Here is a 17,502-nt window from a genome sequence, read left to right as displayed (position 1 = left end):
GCAAGACCCGGAGTGTGGCGTCTCTGCCGGCTGGTTAATCTGCATGAAACGGGTCAACGGACATGAAGCCATGACAACTCATTCGAAAAATATCGCCACCGAAAACGATCCTCGCTGGGCTGCCGTGGTCGCACGCGATCCCCGCGCCGACGGGCAGTTTGTGTATGCGGTGAAAACCACCGGCATCTACTGCCGCCCCAGCAGCCTGGCGCGCTTGCCGAAGCCGCAGAATGTCGAATTCTTCGACACCGCCGAGCAAGCCCAGGCGGCGGGTTATCGTCCCAGTAAACGGGCCGCGAAGGACCAAAGCGACGTCGCCGCACAGCACGCCACAACAGTAGCCTCTGCGTGTCGTCACATCGAATCCGCCGAGACGCTACCGGCGTTGAATGAACTGGCGGACGCTGCCGGCCTGAGCAGTTTCCACTTCCATCGCGTGTTCAAGGCCATCACCGGCCTGACGCCCAAGGGCTATGCCACGGCCCATCGTTCACGCAAGGTTCGCGAACGCCTGGCGGACGGCGGCACGGTCACCGACGCGCTGTATGACGCCGGATTCAATTCCAACAGCCGATTCTATGAGGCCGCGGATCAACTGCTGGGCATGAAGCCCGGCGATTACCGGGCGGCCGGGCAGAACAACAACATTCGTTTTGCCGTCGGCCAATGTTCCCTCGGGGCGATTCTGGTCGCGCAAAGTGAGCGCGGCGTTTGTGCGATTCTACTGGGGGACGATCCGCATCAATTGGTCTGTGATCTGCAGGACAAATTTCGGCGCGCCAACCTGATTGGCGCCGATCATGAGTTCGAGCAGTTGATCGCCAAAGTGGTGGGTTTTATCGAAGCCCCGGCCCTCGGCCTGGACTTGCCGCTGGACGTACGCGGCACGGCGTTTCAGGAGCGAGTGTGGCAAGCCCTGCGGGAGATTCCTGCCGGCAGCACCGCCAGTTATGCCGATATCGCTCAGCGCATCGGCGCACCGAAAGCCGTGCGCGCCGTGGCCCAGGCCTGTGGCGCGAACAGCCTGGCGGTGGCGATCCCTTGCCATCGCGTGGTGCGCAGCGACGGCAACCTGTCGGGCTATCGCTGGGGCGTGGAGCGCAAGCGTCAGTTGCTGGAACGCGAAAACGCGGCTGAGTCCTGAATACCGATATAGACCGCCACGGACTCCGGACCGGTGTAGACCTCGAAGTCCGTGGCGAACTTGCGGCGAACCTGCGGGTTATCCTCGAAGTAAGCCCAGACCAGGCCCCACGTCTGAATGACGCTGTCGGGCATCGGTCCTTTGGCGCTGAACACCAGATAATCGCCACCCTCAATTTGAATCTGCGCAAAGTCCTCGGAGGGCGCGGTGACCGCTGCACCCGCGGTCACATCGAAGTGGCCCGAAGCGTCGGACTCGTAGTTGGAATAGACGCCGTACATAAAGGAGTCCGGCTGTTTGTGGGCGATCTTGTCGAAAACATCCTCAACGAAAAACTGTTCCCACATAGGGCCGATACGCGCGGTCTCTGGCTGCTGTTCTGCGGCATTGTGGGTTCGCACCTGCAACCCCGAGACGCTAAAGGGCAACACTTCACGTAGCTTTACATCCATTGTCGCTATTTCCTTGTTTCTACAGTTTGTCTGTTTGATTGGCGCCGAGACGATCAACGATTGACGTCGACCACCACGCGGCCGCGCAACTGGCCGGCAAGCAGGCGCTGCGCAGCGTCGATGGCTTCGCTCAAGCCGATTTCGTGACTGATCAGCGGCAGCAAGGCGAAGTCCAGGTCCTTGGCCAGGCGATTCCAGGCCAGTATCCGCTTGGCTTTGGGTTGGGTCACGCTGTTGATGCCGGCCAGGGTCACACCGCGCAAAATAAACGGCGCAACGGAGGCCGGGAAGTCCATGCCTTGGGCCAGACCGCAGGCGGCGACGGTGCCATTGGCCCGAGTGCTTGCGCAAGCGTTGGCCAGCGTGTGGCTGCCGACCGAGTCGATCACCGCCGCCCAACGCTCCTTGGCCAACGGTTTGCCCGGCTCCGACAACGTGGCGCGATCGATGATTTCGCTGGCGCCCAATTGCTTGAGATATTCGTGCTCGGCGGTGCGGCCGGTGGATGCCACCACGCGATAGCCGAGCTTGCTCAGCAGCGCAATGGCGAAACTGCCTACGCCACCGTTGGCGCCCGTCACCAGCACTTCGCCCTGCTCGGGGTTCACGCCGTTGTGCTCCAGCGCCAGGATGCTCAGCATCGCCGTGTAACCGGCCGTGCCGATGGCCATTGCTTGCGCAGCGGTGAATGCTTTGGGCAACGGGATCAGCCAGTCGCCATTCAGGCGAGCTTTCTGCGCCAATCCGCCCCAATGTCCTTCACCCACACCCCAGCCATTGAGCAGGACTTGATCACCGACCTTGTAGTCTGGATGACCGCTGACTTCGACAGTGCCCGCCAGATCAATCCCCGGCACCATCGGGAATTTGCGCACCACCGGGCTGCTGCCGGTGATCGCCAGGCCATCCTTGAAGTTCAGCGTGCTGTACGCCACACGCACGGTCACATCACCTTCAGGCAATCGATCATCACTGATCTCTTGCAAGGTGGCGCGGTAGCCGCTGTCGTCCTTGTCGATCAAAATGCCTTTGAACATCACTGCCTCCCGATGGAATCGCTCAGTTGTCGTGCTGTTGAAATAACACATGAAAACACATCGCCGTAGCCGACTTTAAGCCAATCCTCAAACTCGACTGGCCTTGTGTCAGTCATTACTGATACAAATTCGCTTCTACCGACGTCGGAGAACACTGCACATGAGCCAATGGCCAGACACCCGCATTCTTGACCTGCTCGGGATCGAACTGCCGATCATCCAAGGCCCCTTGGCCGGCGCGACGACGTCGGCCATGGTGATTGCGGTGAGCAATGCTGGCGGCCTGGGCTCGATGCCCGCCGCGATGCTGAGCATCGAGCAGTTGCGCGAGGAGCTGAAAACGATTCGCCAACACACCCAGCGCCCGTTCAACGTCAACTTCTTCTGCCATCAACCTCCACCGCCCGATGAGCAACGTGCCCGGGACTGGAAGAACCTGCTGGAACCGTACTATCGGGAATTGGGAGTCGATTTCGACGCGCCGACGCCAGTGTCCAATCGTGCACCGTTCGATAATGCGGCCTGTGAAGTGCTCGAAGAGTTTCGTCCTGAAGTGGTGAGTTTTCACTTCGGCTTGCCGGAAGAATCCCTGCTGGATCGGGTAAAAGCCACCGGCGCGAAAATTCTTTCCTCGGCGACTACGGTCGAAGAAGCCGTCTGGCTGGAGCAGCATGGTTGCGACGCGATCATCGCCATGGGCTACGAGGCTGGCGGCCACCGGGGAATGTTCCTCAGTAATGACCTGAGCAGCCAGGTGGGGACCTTTGCCCTGGTGCCACAAATCGTCGATGCGGTGAGTGTGCCGGTGATTGCGGCAGGCGGGATTGGAGATGCGCGCGGCGTCGCGGCGGCGTTTATACTGGGCGCTTCGGCGGTCCAGGTGGGTACGGCTTATTTGTTCACGCCTGAGGCCAAGGTCAGCGCTTCTCACCAAAAGGCGTTGCGCACGGCCAAGGAAAGTGAGACGGCGCTCACCAATATTTTCACCGGGCGCCCGGCACGCGGGATTCTCAATCGAGTGATGCGTGAGCTGGGCCCGATGAGCACCAAAGCGCCGGCCTTCCCCCTGGCGGGCGGTGCGCTGATGCCATTGCGAGCGAAAGCAGAGGCGGATTTCAGCAGCCTTTGGGCCGGGCAGGCGTTCACGCTGGGCGTTGAAATGACTTCGGCTGAGCTGACTCGGCGTTTGGCGGATGAGGCGTTGGCCAAATTGACTCACTAGACACAAAACCTGTGGGAGCGGGCTTGCTCGCGAAGACGACGGTACAGTCAACATTGATGTCGCCTGACACACCGCCTTCGCGAGCAAGCCCGCTCCCACAGTTTCCGCACTTAGCAGCATTCAGTGCCAACCCGCTCTCTGCACCCGACAAGTTCCGTTTACAGGCGATTCGCTATATATTCCGCTATATAGCGTTTCCTCTCGCCTGCCACGGAGCCGTTTCATGATCATTCGTGCCTCACGTTTTGCCCCCGCGTGCCTGTTCACCGTGTTCGCTTTTGGCTCCGCCCAGGCGGATGAAGTCCAGGTCGCTGTTGCCGCCAACTTCACCGCACCGATCCAGGCCATTGCAGCTGATTTCGAGAAAGACACCGGGCACAAACTGGTCACCTCCTTTGGTGCAACCGGCCAGTTCTATACCCAGATCAAGAACGGCGCGCCGTTCGAAGTGTTCCTCTCGGCAGACGACACCACCCCGAAAAAACTCGAAACCGAAGGCGACACTGTCAAAGGCTCGCGCTTCACCTACGCCGTGGGCACCCTGGCGCTGTGGTCGGCCAAGGACGGTTACGTCGACGCCAAGGGCAAGGTGCTGAGCGACAATCAGTATCAACACTTGTCCATCGCCAACCCGAAAGCTGCCCCGTATGGCCTGGCCGCCACCCAAGTGCTGGCCAAGCAGGGCCTGACCGACAAAGTCAAAGACAAGCTCGTTGAAGGCCAGAACATCACCCAGGCCTACCAGTTCGTATCCACCGGCAACGCCGAACTCGGTTTTGTGGCCTTGTCGCAGATCTACAAAGACGGCAAAGTCACCAGCGGTTCGGCCTGGATCGTTCCGGCCGAAATGCATGACCCGATCAAACAAGATGCGGTAATCCTCAACAAGGGCAAGGACAACCCGGCCGCCAAGGCGCTGGTTGACTACCTCAAAGGTCCGAAAGCCGCCGCTGTCATCAAATCCTACGGTTACCAACTCTAAATGACGCTATCGAGTGCCGATTATTCCGCCATCTGGCTGACTCTCAAACTGGCGTCCCTGACGACCGTGATCCTGTTGGTCATCGGCACTCCGATTGCGTTATGGCTGTCGCGCACCCGCTCCTGGCTGCGCGGCCCGATCGGGGCGATCGTCGCCCTGCCCCTAGTGCTCCCGCCCACAGTGATCGGCTTTTATTTGCTGCTGGCACTCGGCCCGAACGGCTGGATCGGTCAGTTCACCCAATCACTGGGCCTCGGCACCCTGACCTTCAGTTTTACGGGGCTGGTGATCGGCTCGGTGCTGTACTCCATGCCGTTCGTGGTCCAACCACTGCAAAATGCTTTTTCCGCCATCGGCACTCGCCCACTGGAAGTGGCTGCAACCTTGCGCGCCAATCCCTGGGACACGTTCTTCAGCGTGATCGTGCCGCTGGCCCGCCCCGGCTTCATCACCGCGGCCATTCTCGGTTTCGCCCATACCGTCGGCGAGTTCGGCGTGGTACTGATGATCGGCGGCAACATTCCCGACAAGACCCGCGTGGTCTCGGTGCAGATCTACGATCACGTCGAAGCCATGGAATACGCCCAGGCTCATTGGCTGGCCGGGGCGATGCTGGCGTTCTCGTTTGCAGTATTGCTGGCGCTCTACTCCAGCCGTAAAACCAAAGCGGTCTGGAGCTGATCGATGATTCATACGCGCTTGAAACTGAATTATTCGGGATTCTCCCTGGATGTGGACCTGCAACTGCCCGGCCGCGGAGTGACGGCGCTTTACGGTCATTCCGGTTCGGGCAAAACCACCTGCCTGCGCTGCATCGCCGGTCTGGAACAGGCCGAACAAAGTTTTATTCAGGTCAACGACGAAGTCTGGCAAGACAGCGACAAGGGGATTTTTGTCCCGCCGCATAAACGTGCTTTGGGTTATGTCTTCCAGGAAGCCAGCCTGTTCCCACATTTATCGGTGCGGGCCAATCTGGAGTTCGGCCTCAGGCGCATCCCTCGCCAACAGCGCCGGGTCGACATGGCGCATGCCACGGAGTTGCTGGGGATCGGCCATTTGCTCGATCGTGATCCGCAAAACCTTTCTGGCGGTGAGCGCCAGCGGATCGGCATCGCTCGCGCCCTGCTCACCAGCCCGAAACTGTTGCTGATGGACGAACCGCTGGCGGCGCTCGATACCCAGCGTAAAAACGAAATCCTGCCTTACCTGCAACGCCTGCACGATGAGCTGGACATTCCCGTGCTGTACGTCAGCCATTCTCAGGATGAAGTCGCGCGACTCGCCGACCACCTCGTCCTGCTCAGCAATGGCAAAGCTTTAGCCAGCGGCGCGATCGGCGAAACCCTGGCCCGTCTCGATCTGCCGCTGGCGCTCGGTGACGATGCTGGCGTAGTGATCGAAGGGCACGTCAGCGCTTATGACGCCGACTACCAATTATTGACCTTGCAACTGCCCAACACGGATTTGAGCATTCGGGTCACCCATTCGCCGATGGCTGAAGGCCAAGCGCTGCGCTGTAAGGTTCAGGCGCGGGATGTCAGCCTGAGTCTGCAAGGCGTCGAGCAAAGCAGCATCCTCAATCGCCTGCCGGTCACGGTGATCAGTGAAATCGGCGCCGATAACGCCGCTCACGTGCTGATTCGCCTGAACGCGGGCGACACACCGCTGCTGGCGCGGATCACCCGCTATTCCCGGGATCAATTGGGCGTGCACCCCGGACAGCAGCTCTGGGCGCAGATCAAAGCGGTGGCGGTGCTGGCATAAAATCTGTCGGCACTCTCTAGGCAGTCTCTAGGCACCCCGACGATAGCGCGCGGTCAATGGCTTAACGCCCCATGATTCGTCGCCCAGGATTGCCCGCCATGCCAGATACCGCGTTGCCTGATGTTCTGCCGCCCGACCTGCATTACGTCGATGACAGCCAGCCCGGCATTACCCGCAAGGCCCTGCGCGGCAAGTTTTGCTACTTCGACCCGGCGGGTCAGCGCATTACCGATCCGGATGAAATCAAACGCATCAATGCACTCGCGGTGCCGCCCGCCTACACCGATGTATGGATCTGCCCCGATCCGCGTGGCCATCTGCAAGCCACCGGTCGTGACGCTCGTGGCCGCAAGCAATACCGTTATCACCCGCGCTGGCGGGAAGTGCGCGATGCCGACAAGTACTCGCGCTTGCGGGACTTCGGCCAGGCCCTGCCGAAACTGCGCAAACAGTTGGAAGCGCTGCTGGCCGCGCCCGGCTTCAGCCGCGACAAGGTCATGGCCACGGTGATTACCTTGCTCGATGCGACGCTCATTCGGGTCGGCAACACGCAATATGCCCGGGATAATCGCTCCTATGGCCTGACGACCCTGCGCAACCGTCACGTCGAGGTCAATGGCAGCGCGATTCTGTTCCAGTTTCGCGGCAAGAGCGGCATCGAGCACCAGATCACCGTCAAAGACCGGCGCCTGGCGCGAATTATCAAACGCTGCCTGGAAATCCCCGGGCAAAACCTCTTTCAGTATCTGGACGAAAACGGCGAGCGGCACACCATCAGTTCCTCTGACGTCAACGCCTACTTGCAGACGCTGACCGGCGCCGACTTCACCGCCAAGGACTACCGCACCTGGGCTGGCAGTGCGCTGGCATTGGCGGTGCTGCGCGAGTTGCAGTGGGAATCGGAAGCCGACGCAAAGCGGCATGTGGTGGAAATGGTCAAGAACGTCGCTCGACAGCTCGGCAACACCCCGGCGGTTTGCCGCAAGTGCTACATCCATCCGGCGGTCGTCGATGGTTTCATGCAGGGCGCATTATCCGAACTGCCGCGGTCGAGGGGACGTAAAAGGTTAAGGGCAGAAGAAGTCGCGCTGGCCGTGCTTCTGGACAAACTTATCGAGACGGCCGAAACACCGTGAGATTTCTTCGAGGCTAACTAAACCGACGAACTGACCTGCCCTTTTTTTGCGTGATTGCAAACGGCTTCTATGCTTGATCTGAATACGAATAGCTTCGGTGAGGCCATGGAAGACATTTTCGTTGTGAAACGCTGCAACAAGATCATTATTCATGGTCGCCGGGCTGGAGAACCCGATCACCCGCCACCCGACGCTGCCGTCTGGTATCGCATCACCGATACCCGCACTCGCGGCTTCATCGGTGACGGCTTCGATCTTGAAGAGGACGCCGCACGCGAATGTCGGCGGCTTAACGCGGTCAGCTCGCCGAAATCCCGGCAGGCCTGAAGCTGACCACTTTTATTTCCGGGTCTATACTTAAAGGAGCTGAAGGATCAGCGACCCACCGGCAGAAAGCTCGCTCCTCGCGGGCTTTTTGTTGCCCTTTACCCGATTTCTTTGAACGGAGGTGTATGTCATGTCCGAGAAAGAGTCCATCACCACCCTGCTCACCCTGCTTGACTCCCGTCAGGCGCGCCTTGCCGCTGCGTGCAAGGAAATCGCCGATTGGGTTGATAATCAAGGGGGGCATCCGACAGCCCTCAGGATTCGCGATCGCCTGAACGACATCGAGAAAGACACGCCGCAGATTCGCAGCGCGCTCTCTTCACTCAAACCTGTCGAGCCGCCGCTGCCTCGTTTCAGATGAGTCGACCAAGGTACTCAAACCAGGGACAGAGCCCGAGTCAGGACGCCTGAGCGGTGACATCATCGTCACCAGGTTCATACCTGTCTGCGCTACATACCAACCCGGCCAAATTTGCCGGGCTTTTTTTTGTTCGTGCTCTTTCCACATTTCACACCGCCTTCACAACTCAGCCCCTACAGTGCACCCACTCCTTTCAAGAAATCCCCCTGGCCCGCCCGCATGCGGGCCTTTTTTTGCCTGCTATTTAGTCGAACGAACGCTCACGCCCGTCTGTCGAACGATTACACATCACGAAGGAGATGCCTCATGGTCACTCACTTCAAAGTCGGCGGGCACCTGGCCTGCGGGCACAAAGGCAGCAACCTGACTTCAAGCCGCATACTGACCCGCGTGAAATGCAGAAGCTGCCGCAACACCGATGCGTTCAAAGAAGCACGAAAAACCGAACGCAACGCTGCACGTCGCGCCGCACGCAAAACCAAAGCCGCCCACACCGCCAATGACTGGCGTGCAGCCTGGACCCAGCGGCTGATCGAAATGCCTGGGTTGCAAAGACTGCCGCGCGGCTTCACCGGCCAGCCATTTGTGTAGCTGACTCCCACCCCCGACATGGGGCGCTTTAGGAGAGGAAACACCGATGAACAGACTTCTTCTGCTTCTGATCGTCTGCCTGTGCCCCACGTGGGTGATGGCCCAAGGGTGCGACGTCAAAACCCGATCCCAAAGCGCTTCAGTTCCGGTGATCGAAACCCACTCCTGCTATGAATACGAAGGCATGCCCGTGGACTCTATTGACTGGTCCTGCAGCAATGAAAGCAAGGAAATGCTGACCAGCACCAAGACCAAAGTTGCACAGTGCGGTGATCGCTATCGGGCCACCTGCCTGGGCACATTGACTGCAGAGGCGCTGGCCAACCCTCAATCCATCAGCAAAGACAAGAACAGCAAAGCGCTGAACATCCCCGACAATGCCCAAGTCATCACGTATTACTACAGCGTCGAGAACCTGCCGCAGGCCAGGATCGATTGCGAAACCGGTGGTGGGAAATGGACGGAGAAATAGCGGCGTTATTTATGGACGGTAATGCGGCAGATCCACACTCGCTTAAAAAATAGCGGACAAAGAAACGAACAAGGGTTTGCATTAGCTTTCGCCAGCAAGCCCTTGATTTTGAATGATGACCGAGGCACCCCGTTAGGGCTACAAGCAATACAAATGGCAAAATAACTTAGCCATCATTCAGCCATCTCTAATATACGATTTTCTAAGCTTCCTTTCGCGTAACAAGTTACTTCACTGCCCGAGTAACCCTGCTTGGTGGAAAAATCCAAGCTTAAATTTTCACCACCTCCTGGCTTTCCATCAAAGTTGGTCGCCACGTATACAATATCCACCACATACTTGGTATTAACGGCCACCGACGTTCCCGCTGAGGCCGGGGCCACGTATATGTTCACACGACCATTGAGCTTGGTATTTCTAGTGATGTTAAACGCATGTCCTTGCTGATCTGTTAGCGGGAAAGCGGCGGAATCGGCGGTTTTGTAGACATAGGAATTTTCTCCTCTGACATTTCCGAAGCGTCTTGTTGTGACACCACAATCAACATACTCAGATGGTTTTTGCGTAGAAAACGATAGATTGATCAGCCGTGAATTTTTATCAATATTGTTTATGACAAAAAAATCGCTACTCAACTGTCGAACCAGATTGTCCCAAACCTGATCGAAAGGCTTGTCAACCACTTTGGTGTTTACAGTTTTACTTTCAGTGGGCGCTTGATAGTCAGTAGAGGATGTGGCACATCCTGTAGCCAGCAAACAAAAGCCCATTACCGCTATCGCCTTGTGCATGAGTCCATTCCTGATAGTCAAAACTGGAATCTAACACCAAGAACGATCAAATCAAAACGCCAGCACGAAAGCCCCGCATGGGCGGGGTTTCAGGTTCGTTGATGGCTATGCGGCTTCGAGCGTCAACGGAAGCTGCAGTTGCTCTCGCCAGTACTCAATGCGAGTTTCAAATGCCGAAATAATCGCCCGCCTATGGGAGACCTTTTCGAAGGATGGTTCGCCACAAGGTCAGCCTCAGCCCGCTCGTGAAAGTCACAACAATTCGACGCCTTTGTCCACTTCATCGAGCCCGACCCCTCCCTGTAAAAAGCGCTGAAAACCCGGCAATGGCATTACAACGGATCGGACTACCAGCGAAACCTGTAGGTATGACGTTAAACTCCAACGCGCCTATGAGCGCATGCCGTATGCGGCTGCGGGCAGAACGTGCCGATGCTTCGCAGAAGCGATTTGATGATGCGCGTGTAAGGCGGCCGGCATTCCGAAAGCTGACTTTCACATGCGCGATTTACGGGCGAAGGCAGCTACAGACCAGGTGGAATCGACAGGCAATATACGAGCAGCACGCGATCCACTAGGGCACACCACCGTGGGTATGACGGAGCAGTACATTCGAATGCGCAAAGGGATGAAAGTCACGCCCACGAAATGAACAGTGGCAGCGGATTGCGGAGCAGAGATTGGTTTTTTGCGGAGCAAGAAAAAGGGCTTACGTGAGGTATCTCACGCAAGCCCTTGATATTCATGGTGCCCGAAGCCGGAATCGAACCGGCACGCCCTTACGAGCGGGGGATTTTAAGTCCCATGCGTCTACCAGTTTCGCCATTCGGGCGGTAGCGCGGTAAAGCAGTCTGAAAAACTGACCAACAACGATCTGGCAGTTCTGACGCTTGTGCAACAGAGGGGGAAATATATACATCCCGCCCCGGTGAAGCAAGTTCGCAAAGATCCTTTTCAAGACTAAATCTTGCAGGACTGCGTAAATAAAAAAGCTCCGTAGATCATGGATCTACGGAGCTCGTTTAAAGTGGAGGCCGAAGTCGGAATCGAACCGGCGTAGGTGGATTTGCAATCCACTGCATAACCATTTTGCTATTCGGCCTCAAACATCTGACGTCACTAGCACGACATCAAACGTGTAAACTCGTATCTGGAAACAAGATTCTAATCTAGCGTCCAACCCTTTGAAATCTAAGGGGTTTTCGTGTTCCCTAAGCAGGAATGGACGCAATTCTGGACTGGTTCGAAAGGCATGTCAAGAACTGGAGGAAAATAATTCCAGATCATGGCGCTGGTTTATTTTCCAACAACAGGCCGATGCCTGCGATCTTTTAATCTTGTCCCCTTTTATAACTGACCGCCACCGTTGCAGGCTTTGGCCTCGGCCCCGCAAACCACCGAACGCGAGATCAAGCGCGCTGGTTTTCCCAAGCAGTACGACTTGATGCCTCGCTCCTACCAGGGTTCTTCGCAGACTGACGACCGCTTTTAATGCCCTCCATGGAGACTTAAAGCCCGGGCCTTCTTACGCCGCCCTGCACATCAATCCATCCAGAGCCAGCCCATGCCTCAAAGGCGAAACCGATCCACCGACTGCGAAAGCTGGCCCGCCAAAGTGGACAGCTCATCGGTGGTCGAGGCGGTCTGGTTGATGACCTTGCTGTTGCCTTCGGACATGCCGGCAATCATTTCCACCTGGTGCGCGATTTCGTTGCTGGCCAGGCTCTGTTCACCGATCGTGCGGCTGATGTCATTGACCAGTTCAGTGGTGCTGAGCGTGGCCTGGAGGATTTCGCGGATGGCGCGCTCGACGTTGGCGGTCACCGCCATGCCTTTGTCGACCTGCGCGACGCCCGCCTCCATGCTGGTGACTGCCTCGCGGGTGCTTTGCTGGATGCGCGCGACCATGGCGGCGATTTCCTGGGTGGAGGCGCTGGTGCGGCCCGCCAGGCTGCGTACCTCATCCGCCACCACGGCAAAGCCTCGACCCTGTTCACCGGCGCGGGCGGCTTCGATGGCGGCGTTTAGCGCCAGCAAGTTGGTTTGATCGGCAATGCCCTTGATCACCTGAATGATGCTGAAAATCCCCTCGGACTCCTTGTCCAGGGTGCGAATCACCTGGGCCGATTGCTGCGCCGAACGCGCAATACCGTCCATGTCGTTGACCACTTGATGGATCACCCGACCGCCATCCTTGGCCAACTCCTCGGCCTGGTTGGCCATGTTTAACGCACGCTCGGCATGCCGGGTGATTTCCTCAATGCTCGCGGTCATCTCGCTGGCCGCCGCGGCCATGGTGCTGGCGGCGACGCTTTGCTGCTGACTGCTGCCGGCGACCTGATGGCAGCCGCTGCTCAATTGCTGGCTCATGCCGCTCACGCCATGGGCGTTGCTGCGAACCACTTCGATCATGCCGCGCAGGTCGCGCTGCATGGTCGCCAGGCTGCGAATCAAGGTGCTGGCTTCGTCCTTGCGGGTGGGCTCGACGATAGGCTCGCTCAGGTTGCCATGGGCGATGCTCTCGGCAATGCGACTGGCGATCTGCAATGGCCCCATGATGCTGAGGATGACCCAGCGCCCTTGGGCGAGCAGCAGTAACAAACTGGCGATGAGGACCGTGCCAAGAGTGAAATTGGCACTGCTGATCGCTTGCTGAGTGCCTGCACTGGTCTGTTGGGTGTTGGATTCGATCAGCTCGCTGAGAGCGCCCATCTGGTCTTCCAGTTGGCTGAACGCGGTATTGAACGTGCCGAGTTGCTGCTGTGCGGTATCCGGATTTTCCAGCGCCAGCGCGACAATGCGTTCGGCGGCACCGATGTATGAATCCAGGCTGGGTTTGATCTTGTTCAGTGCGGCCTTGAGGGTGGTATTGACCGGCAGCTTGAGGTTGTCACCGAGCATCTCCCGAAAATGCCCCGCATGCTCATCGAGGGAGCTGCGCACTTCTGCTTTGCTACTGTCGCTTTTACCCAGCCCGACCAGCATTGCCGAGAGCACATCGGCACGTAGCGCATCGTGCATCATGTCGGCTTCGAGGTGGTTGCGCAGCGCGGTCATGCTGACCTCGTTGTCACTCACCGCTTCAGCCATCCGGGTATTGCCCAGATAGCTGACCAGGCTCACGATCAGGGCGGTGAGCAAACTGGTGCCGATCAACAAAAACAAACGCAATTTTATGGACATTTGATGATTCCCCTGGCGGCATCTGCATGGTCGGCTGACTTGCTTTGTTCTTGGGGTTATCGACTGTTCCAACCGGTTACTTAGGCCTATTTCCACCCGAGCCGGGTTAAGCGACCTACGGTATGCCTTTATCGCGTTTTGATCTTGTGATTCGGCGACGCAGCGTTCTCAGTGCCCGCGAATGTAATGCTCCAGTTGCCGAATCAAATCGGCCTGCTCGACGATGGCTTCCTTGACCAGGTCGCCGATCGACAGCAGCCCGATCAGTTCGCCGCTCTCCAGCACGGGCAGATGGCGCAAATGACTGTCGGTCATGACCGCCATGCAGCGTTCGATGCTCTGCTGACTGTCGGCGGTCACCACCGGCGCGCTCATGATCTCGCGCACCGGCGTACCGACCGAAGAACGGCCCTGTAGAACCACCTTGCGCGCATAGTCGCGCTCGCTGATGACACCGACCACCTGCCCGTCTTCGATGACGGGCAACGCGCCGACGTTCTTCTCGGCCATCATTTTCAGAGCGTCGAGGACCATCTGATCCGGCGCAATGCTATGCACCTGCTGGTTTTGCACGATTTTCAGTTTGAGCAACTGTGCGGCTGTCTTCATTAACGTTCTCCGATACGGTTCAGGGCAGCAATCAAGCCGCCGCGACTTCCACGACGCCGCCGTTCAGGCGCACCGGCCATACGCGCAGGCGCTGTTCCGGGTACTCCAGGCAACTGCCGTCCTCAAGACGGAAATGCTGTTTGTAGATCGGCGACGCCACCACCAGATCACCCATGAGGCTGCCGATCAGTCCGCGGCCGATGACGTTCGCGCCGGATTGTGGATCATGGTTGTCGATGGCGTAGAGGGTGCGACCTTCGGCCTGTGGCAGGTAGAACAGCGCCACCTGCGCGCCGTCGAGCCAGACGACAACGCCGGAGTTGCTGACCAGATCCTGTTGGCTGCACACCGCCTGCCAGGCCTGAGCATTGGCGGCCGTGGCAAAGGCGTTGACACGCTGGGTATTGGACTGACTCATCAGGCATTCTCCTCGGTGACAGGGATAAGATTGAGTTCGGCGGCCATGATCGGCCGGCGTTGACCGCGTTCCTGAACAAAGTGGATGTCCGGGTCCGGGCGTTGATCGTTGACGAAGGTGCGGAAGCGCTTGAGTTTTTCCGGATCCTTGAGAGCGTTGGCCCATTCGCATTCGTAGCGGTTGACCACCAGTTGCATCTGCGACTCGAGTTCCGCGCCAAGGCCCAGGCTGTCGTTGATGACCACGTCCTTGAGGTAATCCAGACCACCCTCCAGGCTTTCGCGCCAAACCGACGTGCGCTGCAATTTGTCGGCGGTGCGGATGTAGAACATCAGGAACCGGTCGATGTAACGGATCAGGGTTTCATCGTCGAGGTCGGTGGCGAACAGCTCGGCATGACGCGGACGCATACCGCCATTACCGGCCACGTAGAGGTTCCAGCCGTTCTCGGTGGCGATCACACCCACGTCCTTGCTTTGCGCCTCGGCACATTCACGGGTGCAGCCGGAAACCGCGAACTTGAGCTTGTGCGGCGAGCGCAGGCCTTTGTAGCGATCCTCGAGGGTCAGGGCCATTTTCACGCTGTCCTGCACGCCGTAACGGCACCAGGTGCTGCCGACGCAAGACTTTACCGTGCGGGTCGATTTGCCATAGGCGTGCCCGGTTTCGAAACCGGCCTCAATCAGCTCGGACCAGATGTCCGGCAACTGATGCAACTGCGCGCCGAACAAGTCGATCCGCTGGCCGCCGGTGATTTTGGTGTAGAGGTCGTATTTCTTCGCCACCACGCCAATCGCGATCAGCTTGTCGGCGGTGATCTCGCCCCCGGCAATGCGTGGCACCACCGAATAGGTGCCGTTTTTCTGCATGTTGGCCATGAACGTGTCGTTGGTGTCCTGCAACGGCACCAGCGAGGCGTCCATGATCGGCTGGTTCCAGCACGAGGCGAGGATCGAGCCCACCGCCGGTTTGCACACGTCGCAACCGGTGTGGCCGCGGCCGTGCTTGGCCAGCAGTTCTTCGAAGGTGATCACCCCTTCTACCCGCACCAGTGCGTAAAGCTCCTGACGGGTGTAGGCGAAGTGTTCGCACAGACTCTTGTCGACACTGACGCCGCGAGCAATCAGTTCATGCTCGAACACTTGCTTGAGCAGCCCCGCGCAACCGCCGCAACCGGTGCAGGCCTTGGTCTGCGATTTGAGCAGGCCGAGATCGGTGCAGCCGCCGTCGATGGCCGAGCAGATCGAGCCCTTGGTGACGTTATGGCACGAGCACACCGTCGCCGCCTCAGGCAGCGCGCCAGGGCCCAGGGTTGGCGCGCCGGTGGACGAAGGCAGAATCAGGCTGGCCGGTTCCGACGGCAAGGCAATGCCGTTCTGCATGTATTGCAGCAGGGTGTCGTAATAGCTGTTGTCGCCGACCAATACCGCGCCGAGCACGCGTTTGCTGTCAGCATCCACCACCAGGCGACGATAGCTGGCCGTGGCTTCATCGATGAACTGATAACTGCGCGCACCCGGTGTCTGGGCGTGCGCATCGCCGATGGAACCGACATCGACGCCAAGCAGTTTGAGCTTGGTCGACATGTCGGCGCCCTGGAACGGCTCGGAGACTTGATGACACAGCCGCGACGCAACGCCACGGGCCATCTGATAACCAGGAGCGACCAGACCGAAGAGGCTGCCATTCCAGGCTGCGCACTCGCCGATGGCATAGATATTCGGATCGCTGGTCAGGCACTGATCGTCAATCACCACGCCGCCACGCGGACCGATGTCCAGCGCGCATTGGCGGGCCAGCGCATCTTGCGCGCGGATCCCGGCGGAGAATACGATCAGGTCGGCTTCGAGGAATTCGTCATTGGCAAAGTTCATCCGGTAGCGGTACTGCTCGCCGGCACTGATCGACTGCGTGCCACGCGACAGGTGCACCCCCACGCCGAGCCGCTCGATTTGTGCCTTCAGCGCCAGGCCACCCTGCTCGTCCAGCTGCACCGGCATCAGGCGTGGGGCAAATTCCACCACATGCGCTTCCAGACCCAGGCTTTTCAGGGCATTGGCGGCTTCCAGACCGAGCAGGCCACCGCCGACCACCACGCCGCGCCGGGCATTGGCCGCCGCGGCACGAATCGCGTCGAGGTCTTCAAGGGTGCGATAGACCAGGCGCGAGTCGCCTTCCGCACCTTCAATAGGCGGAACGAAAGGATAAGAACCGGTGGCCAGAACCAGTTTGTCGTACGAGACGCACCCTTGTGCGGTAATCACTTGGCGTCGCGCTCGGTCGATTTCCAACACCGGCACGCCAAGATGGAGGGTGACGCCCGGCGTCTGGTACAGAGAGGCTTCGCCCAGGGCCAGCGACTCGGCATCGCGACCGCCGAAGTATTCGGACAGATGCACACGGTCGTAGGCACGCATCGGCTCTTCGCTGAAGACATGCAGCCGATAGTGGTCGAGGGCGCCGCGCTCGATGAGCTGCTCGACACAATGATGGCCGACCATGCCATTGCCGATCACGATCAGCGTTTGCAGTTTGTTCAATGCGGCAACATTGGAATTCATAGTAAGCACCCAGCCAAAGCCAATCACGGTTAAAAAAAGCAAAAAAACGCCTGAAACCTCTCGGTTTCAGGCGTCTTTGCCTGTTCTTCGCGGTGTTCGACCTGGCGCCTTCGCCGGATCCACCGATGTTGCCCACGACCTGCTCGGCCGGTCGATCTTCGTTGATCGAGTGGGCTGCCCATCTGTTTTCGATGGACCTGAGGGGATCAATGCAGCCTTTGTGCCAGTCGGTGATCGATACTTCATTTGCGCTGCAAAACTGACGATTGAACAACCGGGAGTTAGCTTGCAGACAGCTCAATAGGCGAGTTTTGCAGGGATTGGACGGTGTTTCAGACACCGGTGCGCGGTACAGCTTCGGGCACGCGCACGGACGAAAACCCGGTGCATCGCTCGGTGCAAGTGCACATTTTTATGGCATCGCGCTTTATTAAAGTGCATGCAGCGGTCAA

17 protein-coding genes, 2 tRNA genes and 1 pseudogene are annotated in these 17,502 nt (G+C 58.6%); 10 read left to right on the top strand and 10 right to left on the bottom strand.

The genetic code is table 11. The annotated features are described in order from the left end of the window. Window positions 1–70 precede the first annotated feature (70 nt). Window positions 71–1,144, top strand: a complete 1,074-nt coding sequence (gene ada / locus AB4O41_RS01290) for a bifunctional DNA-binding transcriptional regulator/O6-methylguanine-DNA methyltransferase Ada (protein ID WP_460145862.1) — start codon at window positions 71–73, stop codon at window positions 1,142–1,144. Here the strand turns inward: ada and AB4O41_RS01285 are convergent. Both AB4O41_RS01285 and acuI read right to left on the bottom strand, forming a co-directional pair. Continuing rightward, on the bottom strand, window positions 1,108–1,596 hold the full coding sequence (locus tag AB4O41_RS01285; protein ID WP_460145861.1) for a GyrI-like domain-containing protein: 489 nt from the start codon (window positions 1,594–1,596) through the stop codon (window positions 1,108–1,110). The genes ada and AB4O41_RS01285 overlap by 37 nt on opposite strands. A 53-nt stretch (window positions 1,597–1,649) precedes the next feature. Beyond that, a complete protein-coding gene (gene acuI / locus AB4O41_RS01280) occupies window positions 1,650–2,633 on the bottom strand; it encodes an acrylyl-CoA reductase (NADPH) (RefSeq protein ID WP_460145860.1) in 984 nt (327 codons plus the stop codon). Between the two features lie 160 nt (window positions 2,634–2,793). Here acuI and AB4O41_RS01275 point away from each other — a divergent pair, with 160 nt between their 5' ends. The 9 genes from AB4O41_RS01275 to AB4O41_RS01235 all read left to right on the top strand — a co-directional run bounded on the left by AB4O41_RS01275 (window position 2,794) and on the right by AB4O41_RS01235 (window position 9,488). After that, complete coding sequence (locus tag AB4O41_RS01275) at window positions 2,794–3,855, top strand: NAD(P)H-dependent flavin oxidoreductase (protein WP_460145859.1); 1,062 nt, start codon at window positions 2,794–2,796, stop codon at window positions 3,853–3,855. Between the two features lie 223 nt (window positions 3,856–4,078). After that, entirely contained in the window at window positions 4,079–4,837 is a 759-nt protein-coding gene (gene modA / locus AB4O41_RS01270) for a molybdate ABC transporter substrate-binding protein (protein WP_460145858.1), read from the top strand. Then, window positions 4,838–5,518, top strand: coding sequence for a molybdate ABC transporter permease subunit (gene modB, locus AB4O41_RS01265; protein ID WP_460145857.1), 681 nt, complete (start codon window positions 4,838–4,840; stop codon window positions 5,516–5,518). It abuts the gene before it with no gap. Between the two features lie 3 nt (window positions 5,519–5,521). After that, on the top strand, window positions 5,522–6,601 hold the full coding sequence (modC, locus tag AB4O41_RS01260; protein ID WP_460145856.1) for a molybdenum ABC transporter ATP-binding protein: 1,080 nt from the start codon (window positions 5,522–5,524) through the stop codon (window positions 6,599–6,601). A gap of 98 nt (window positions 6,602–6,699) precedes the next feature. Then, entirely contained in the window at window positions 6,700–7,737 is a 1,038-nt protein-coding gene (locus AB4O41_RS01255; RefSeq protein WP_460145855.1) for a DNA topoisomerase IB, read from the top strand. A gap of 69 nt (window positions 7,738–7,806) precedes the next feature. Beyond that, window positions 7,807–8,064, top strand: a complete 258-nt coding sequence (locus tag AB4O41_RS01250; RefSeq protein WP_460145854.1) for a hypothetical protein — start codon at window positions 7,807–7,809, stop codon at window positions 8,062–8,064. A gap of 130 nt (window positions 8,065–8,194) precedes the next feature. Next, window positions 8,195–8,425 (top strand): hypothetical protein, encoded by a 231-nt coding sequence (locus AB4O41_RS01245; RefSeq protein ID WP_008012835.1) that lies wholly within the window; start codon window positions 8,195–8,197, stop codon window positions 8,423–8,425. Between the two features lie 306 nt (window positions 8,426–8,731). After that, window positions 8,732–9,016 carry a hypothetical protein gene (locus AB4O41_RS01240; RefSeq protein ID WP_460145853.1) on the top strand — a complete coding sequence of 95 codons (285 nt, stop codon included), beginning with the start codon at window positions 8,732–8,734 and terminating at the stop codon, window positions 9,014–9,016. A gap of 46 nt (window positions 9,017–9,062) precedes the next feature. After that, window positions 9,063–9,488, top strand: coding sequence for a hypothetical protein (locus tag AB4O41_RS01235; RefSeq protein ID WP_460145852.1), 426 nt, complete (start codon window positions 9,063–9,065; stop codon window positions 9,486–9,488). 173 nt (window positions 9,489–9,661) lie between these two features. On the opposite strand, the gene AB4O41_RS01230 is transcribed toward AB4O41_RS01235, so the two are convergent. The 8 genes and pseudogenes from AB4O41_RS01230 to nirB form a co-directional block, all read right to left on the bottom strand. After that, a complete protein-coding gene (locus AB4O41_RS01230; protein WP_460145851.1) occupies window positions 9,662–10,279 on the bottom strand; it encodes a hypothetical protein in 618 nt (205 codons plus the stop codon). A gap of 745 nt (window positions 10,280–11,024) precedes the next feature. Continuing rightward, window positions 11,025–11,111, bottom strand: a tRNA-Leu gene (locus AB4O41_RS01225). Between the two features lie 196 nt (window positions 11,112–11,307). Then, a tRNA-Cys gene (locus AB4O41_RS01220) sits at window positions 11,308–11,381 on the bottom strand. A gap of 467 nt (window positions 11,382–11,848) precedes the next feature. Then, entirely contained in the window at window positions 11,849–12,574 is a 726-nt protein-coding gene (locus AB4O41_RS01215) for a methyl-accepting chemotaxis protein (protein WP_460148243.1), read from the bottom strand. 132 nt (window positions 12,575–12,706) lie between these two features. Continuing rightward, window positions 12,707–13,462, bottom strand: a pseudogene (locus AB4O41_RS01210) (MCP four helix bundle domain-containing protein); the annotation flags it as partial. A 168-nt stretch (window positions 13,463–13,630) separates the two neighbouring features. Next, the gene (locus AB4O41_RS01205) at window positions 13,631–14,071 is read right to left on the bottom strand and encodes a CBS domain-containing protein (RefSeq protein ID WP_223487414.1); all 441 of its coding nucleotides are present in this window, start codon (window positions 14,069–14,071) and stop codon (window positions 13,631–13,633) included. A gap of 31 nt (window positions 14,072–14,102) precedes the next feature. Beyond that, window positions 14,103–14,489 (bottom strand): nitrite reductase small subunit NirD, encoded by a 387-nt coding sequence (gene nirD, locus AB4O41_RS01200; protein WP_460145850.1) that lies wholly within the window; start codon window positions 14,487–14,489, stop codon window positions 14,103–14,105. Then, a complete protein-coding gene (nirB, locus tag AB4O41_RS01195) occupies window positions 14,489–17,050 on the bottom strand; it encodes a nitrite reductase large subunit NirB (RefSeq protein WP_460145849.1) in 2,562 nt (853 codons plus the stop codon). Before nirB ends, nirD begins: the two co-directional genes overlap by 1 nt. Between the last annotated feature and the right edge of the window lie 452 nt (window positions 17,051–17,502).

The sequence above is a fragment of the Pseudomonas sp. S2_A02 genome (genome assembly GCF_054668495.1).
The sequence above is the reverse complement of the archived record's forward strand: the minus strand, read 5'-3'. Positions and strand labels throughout refer to the sequence as shown.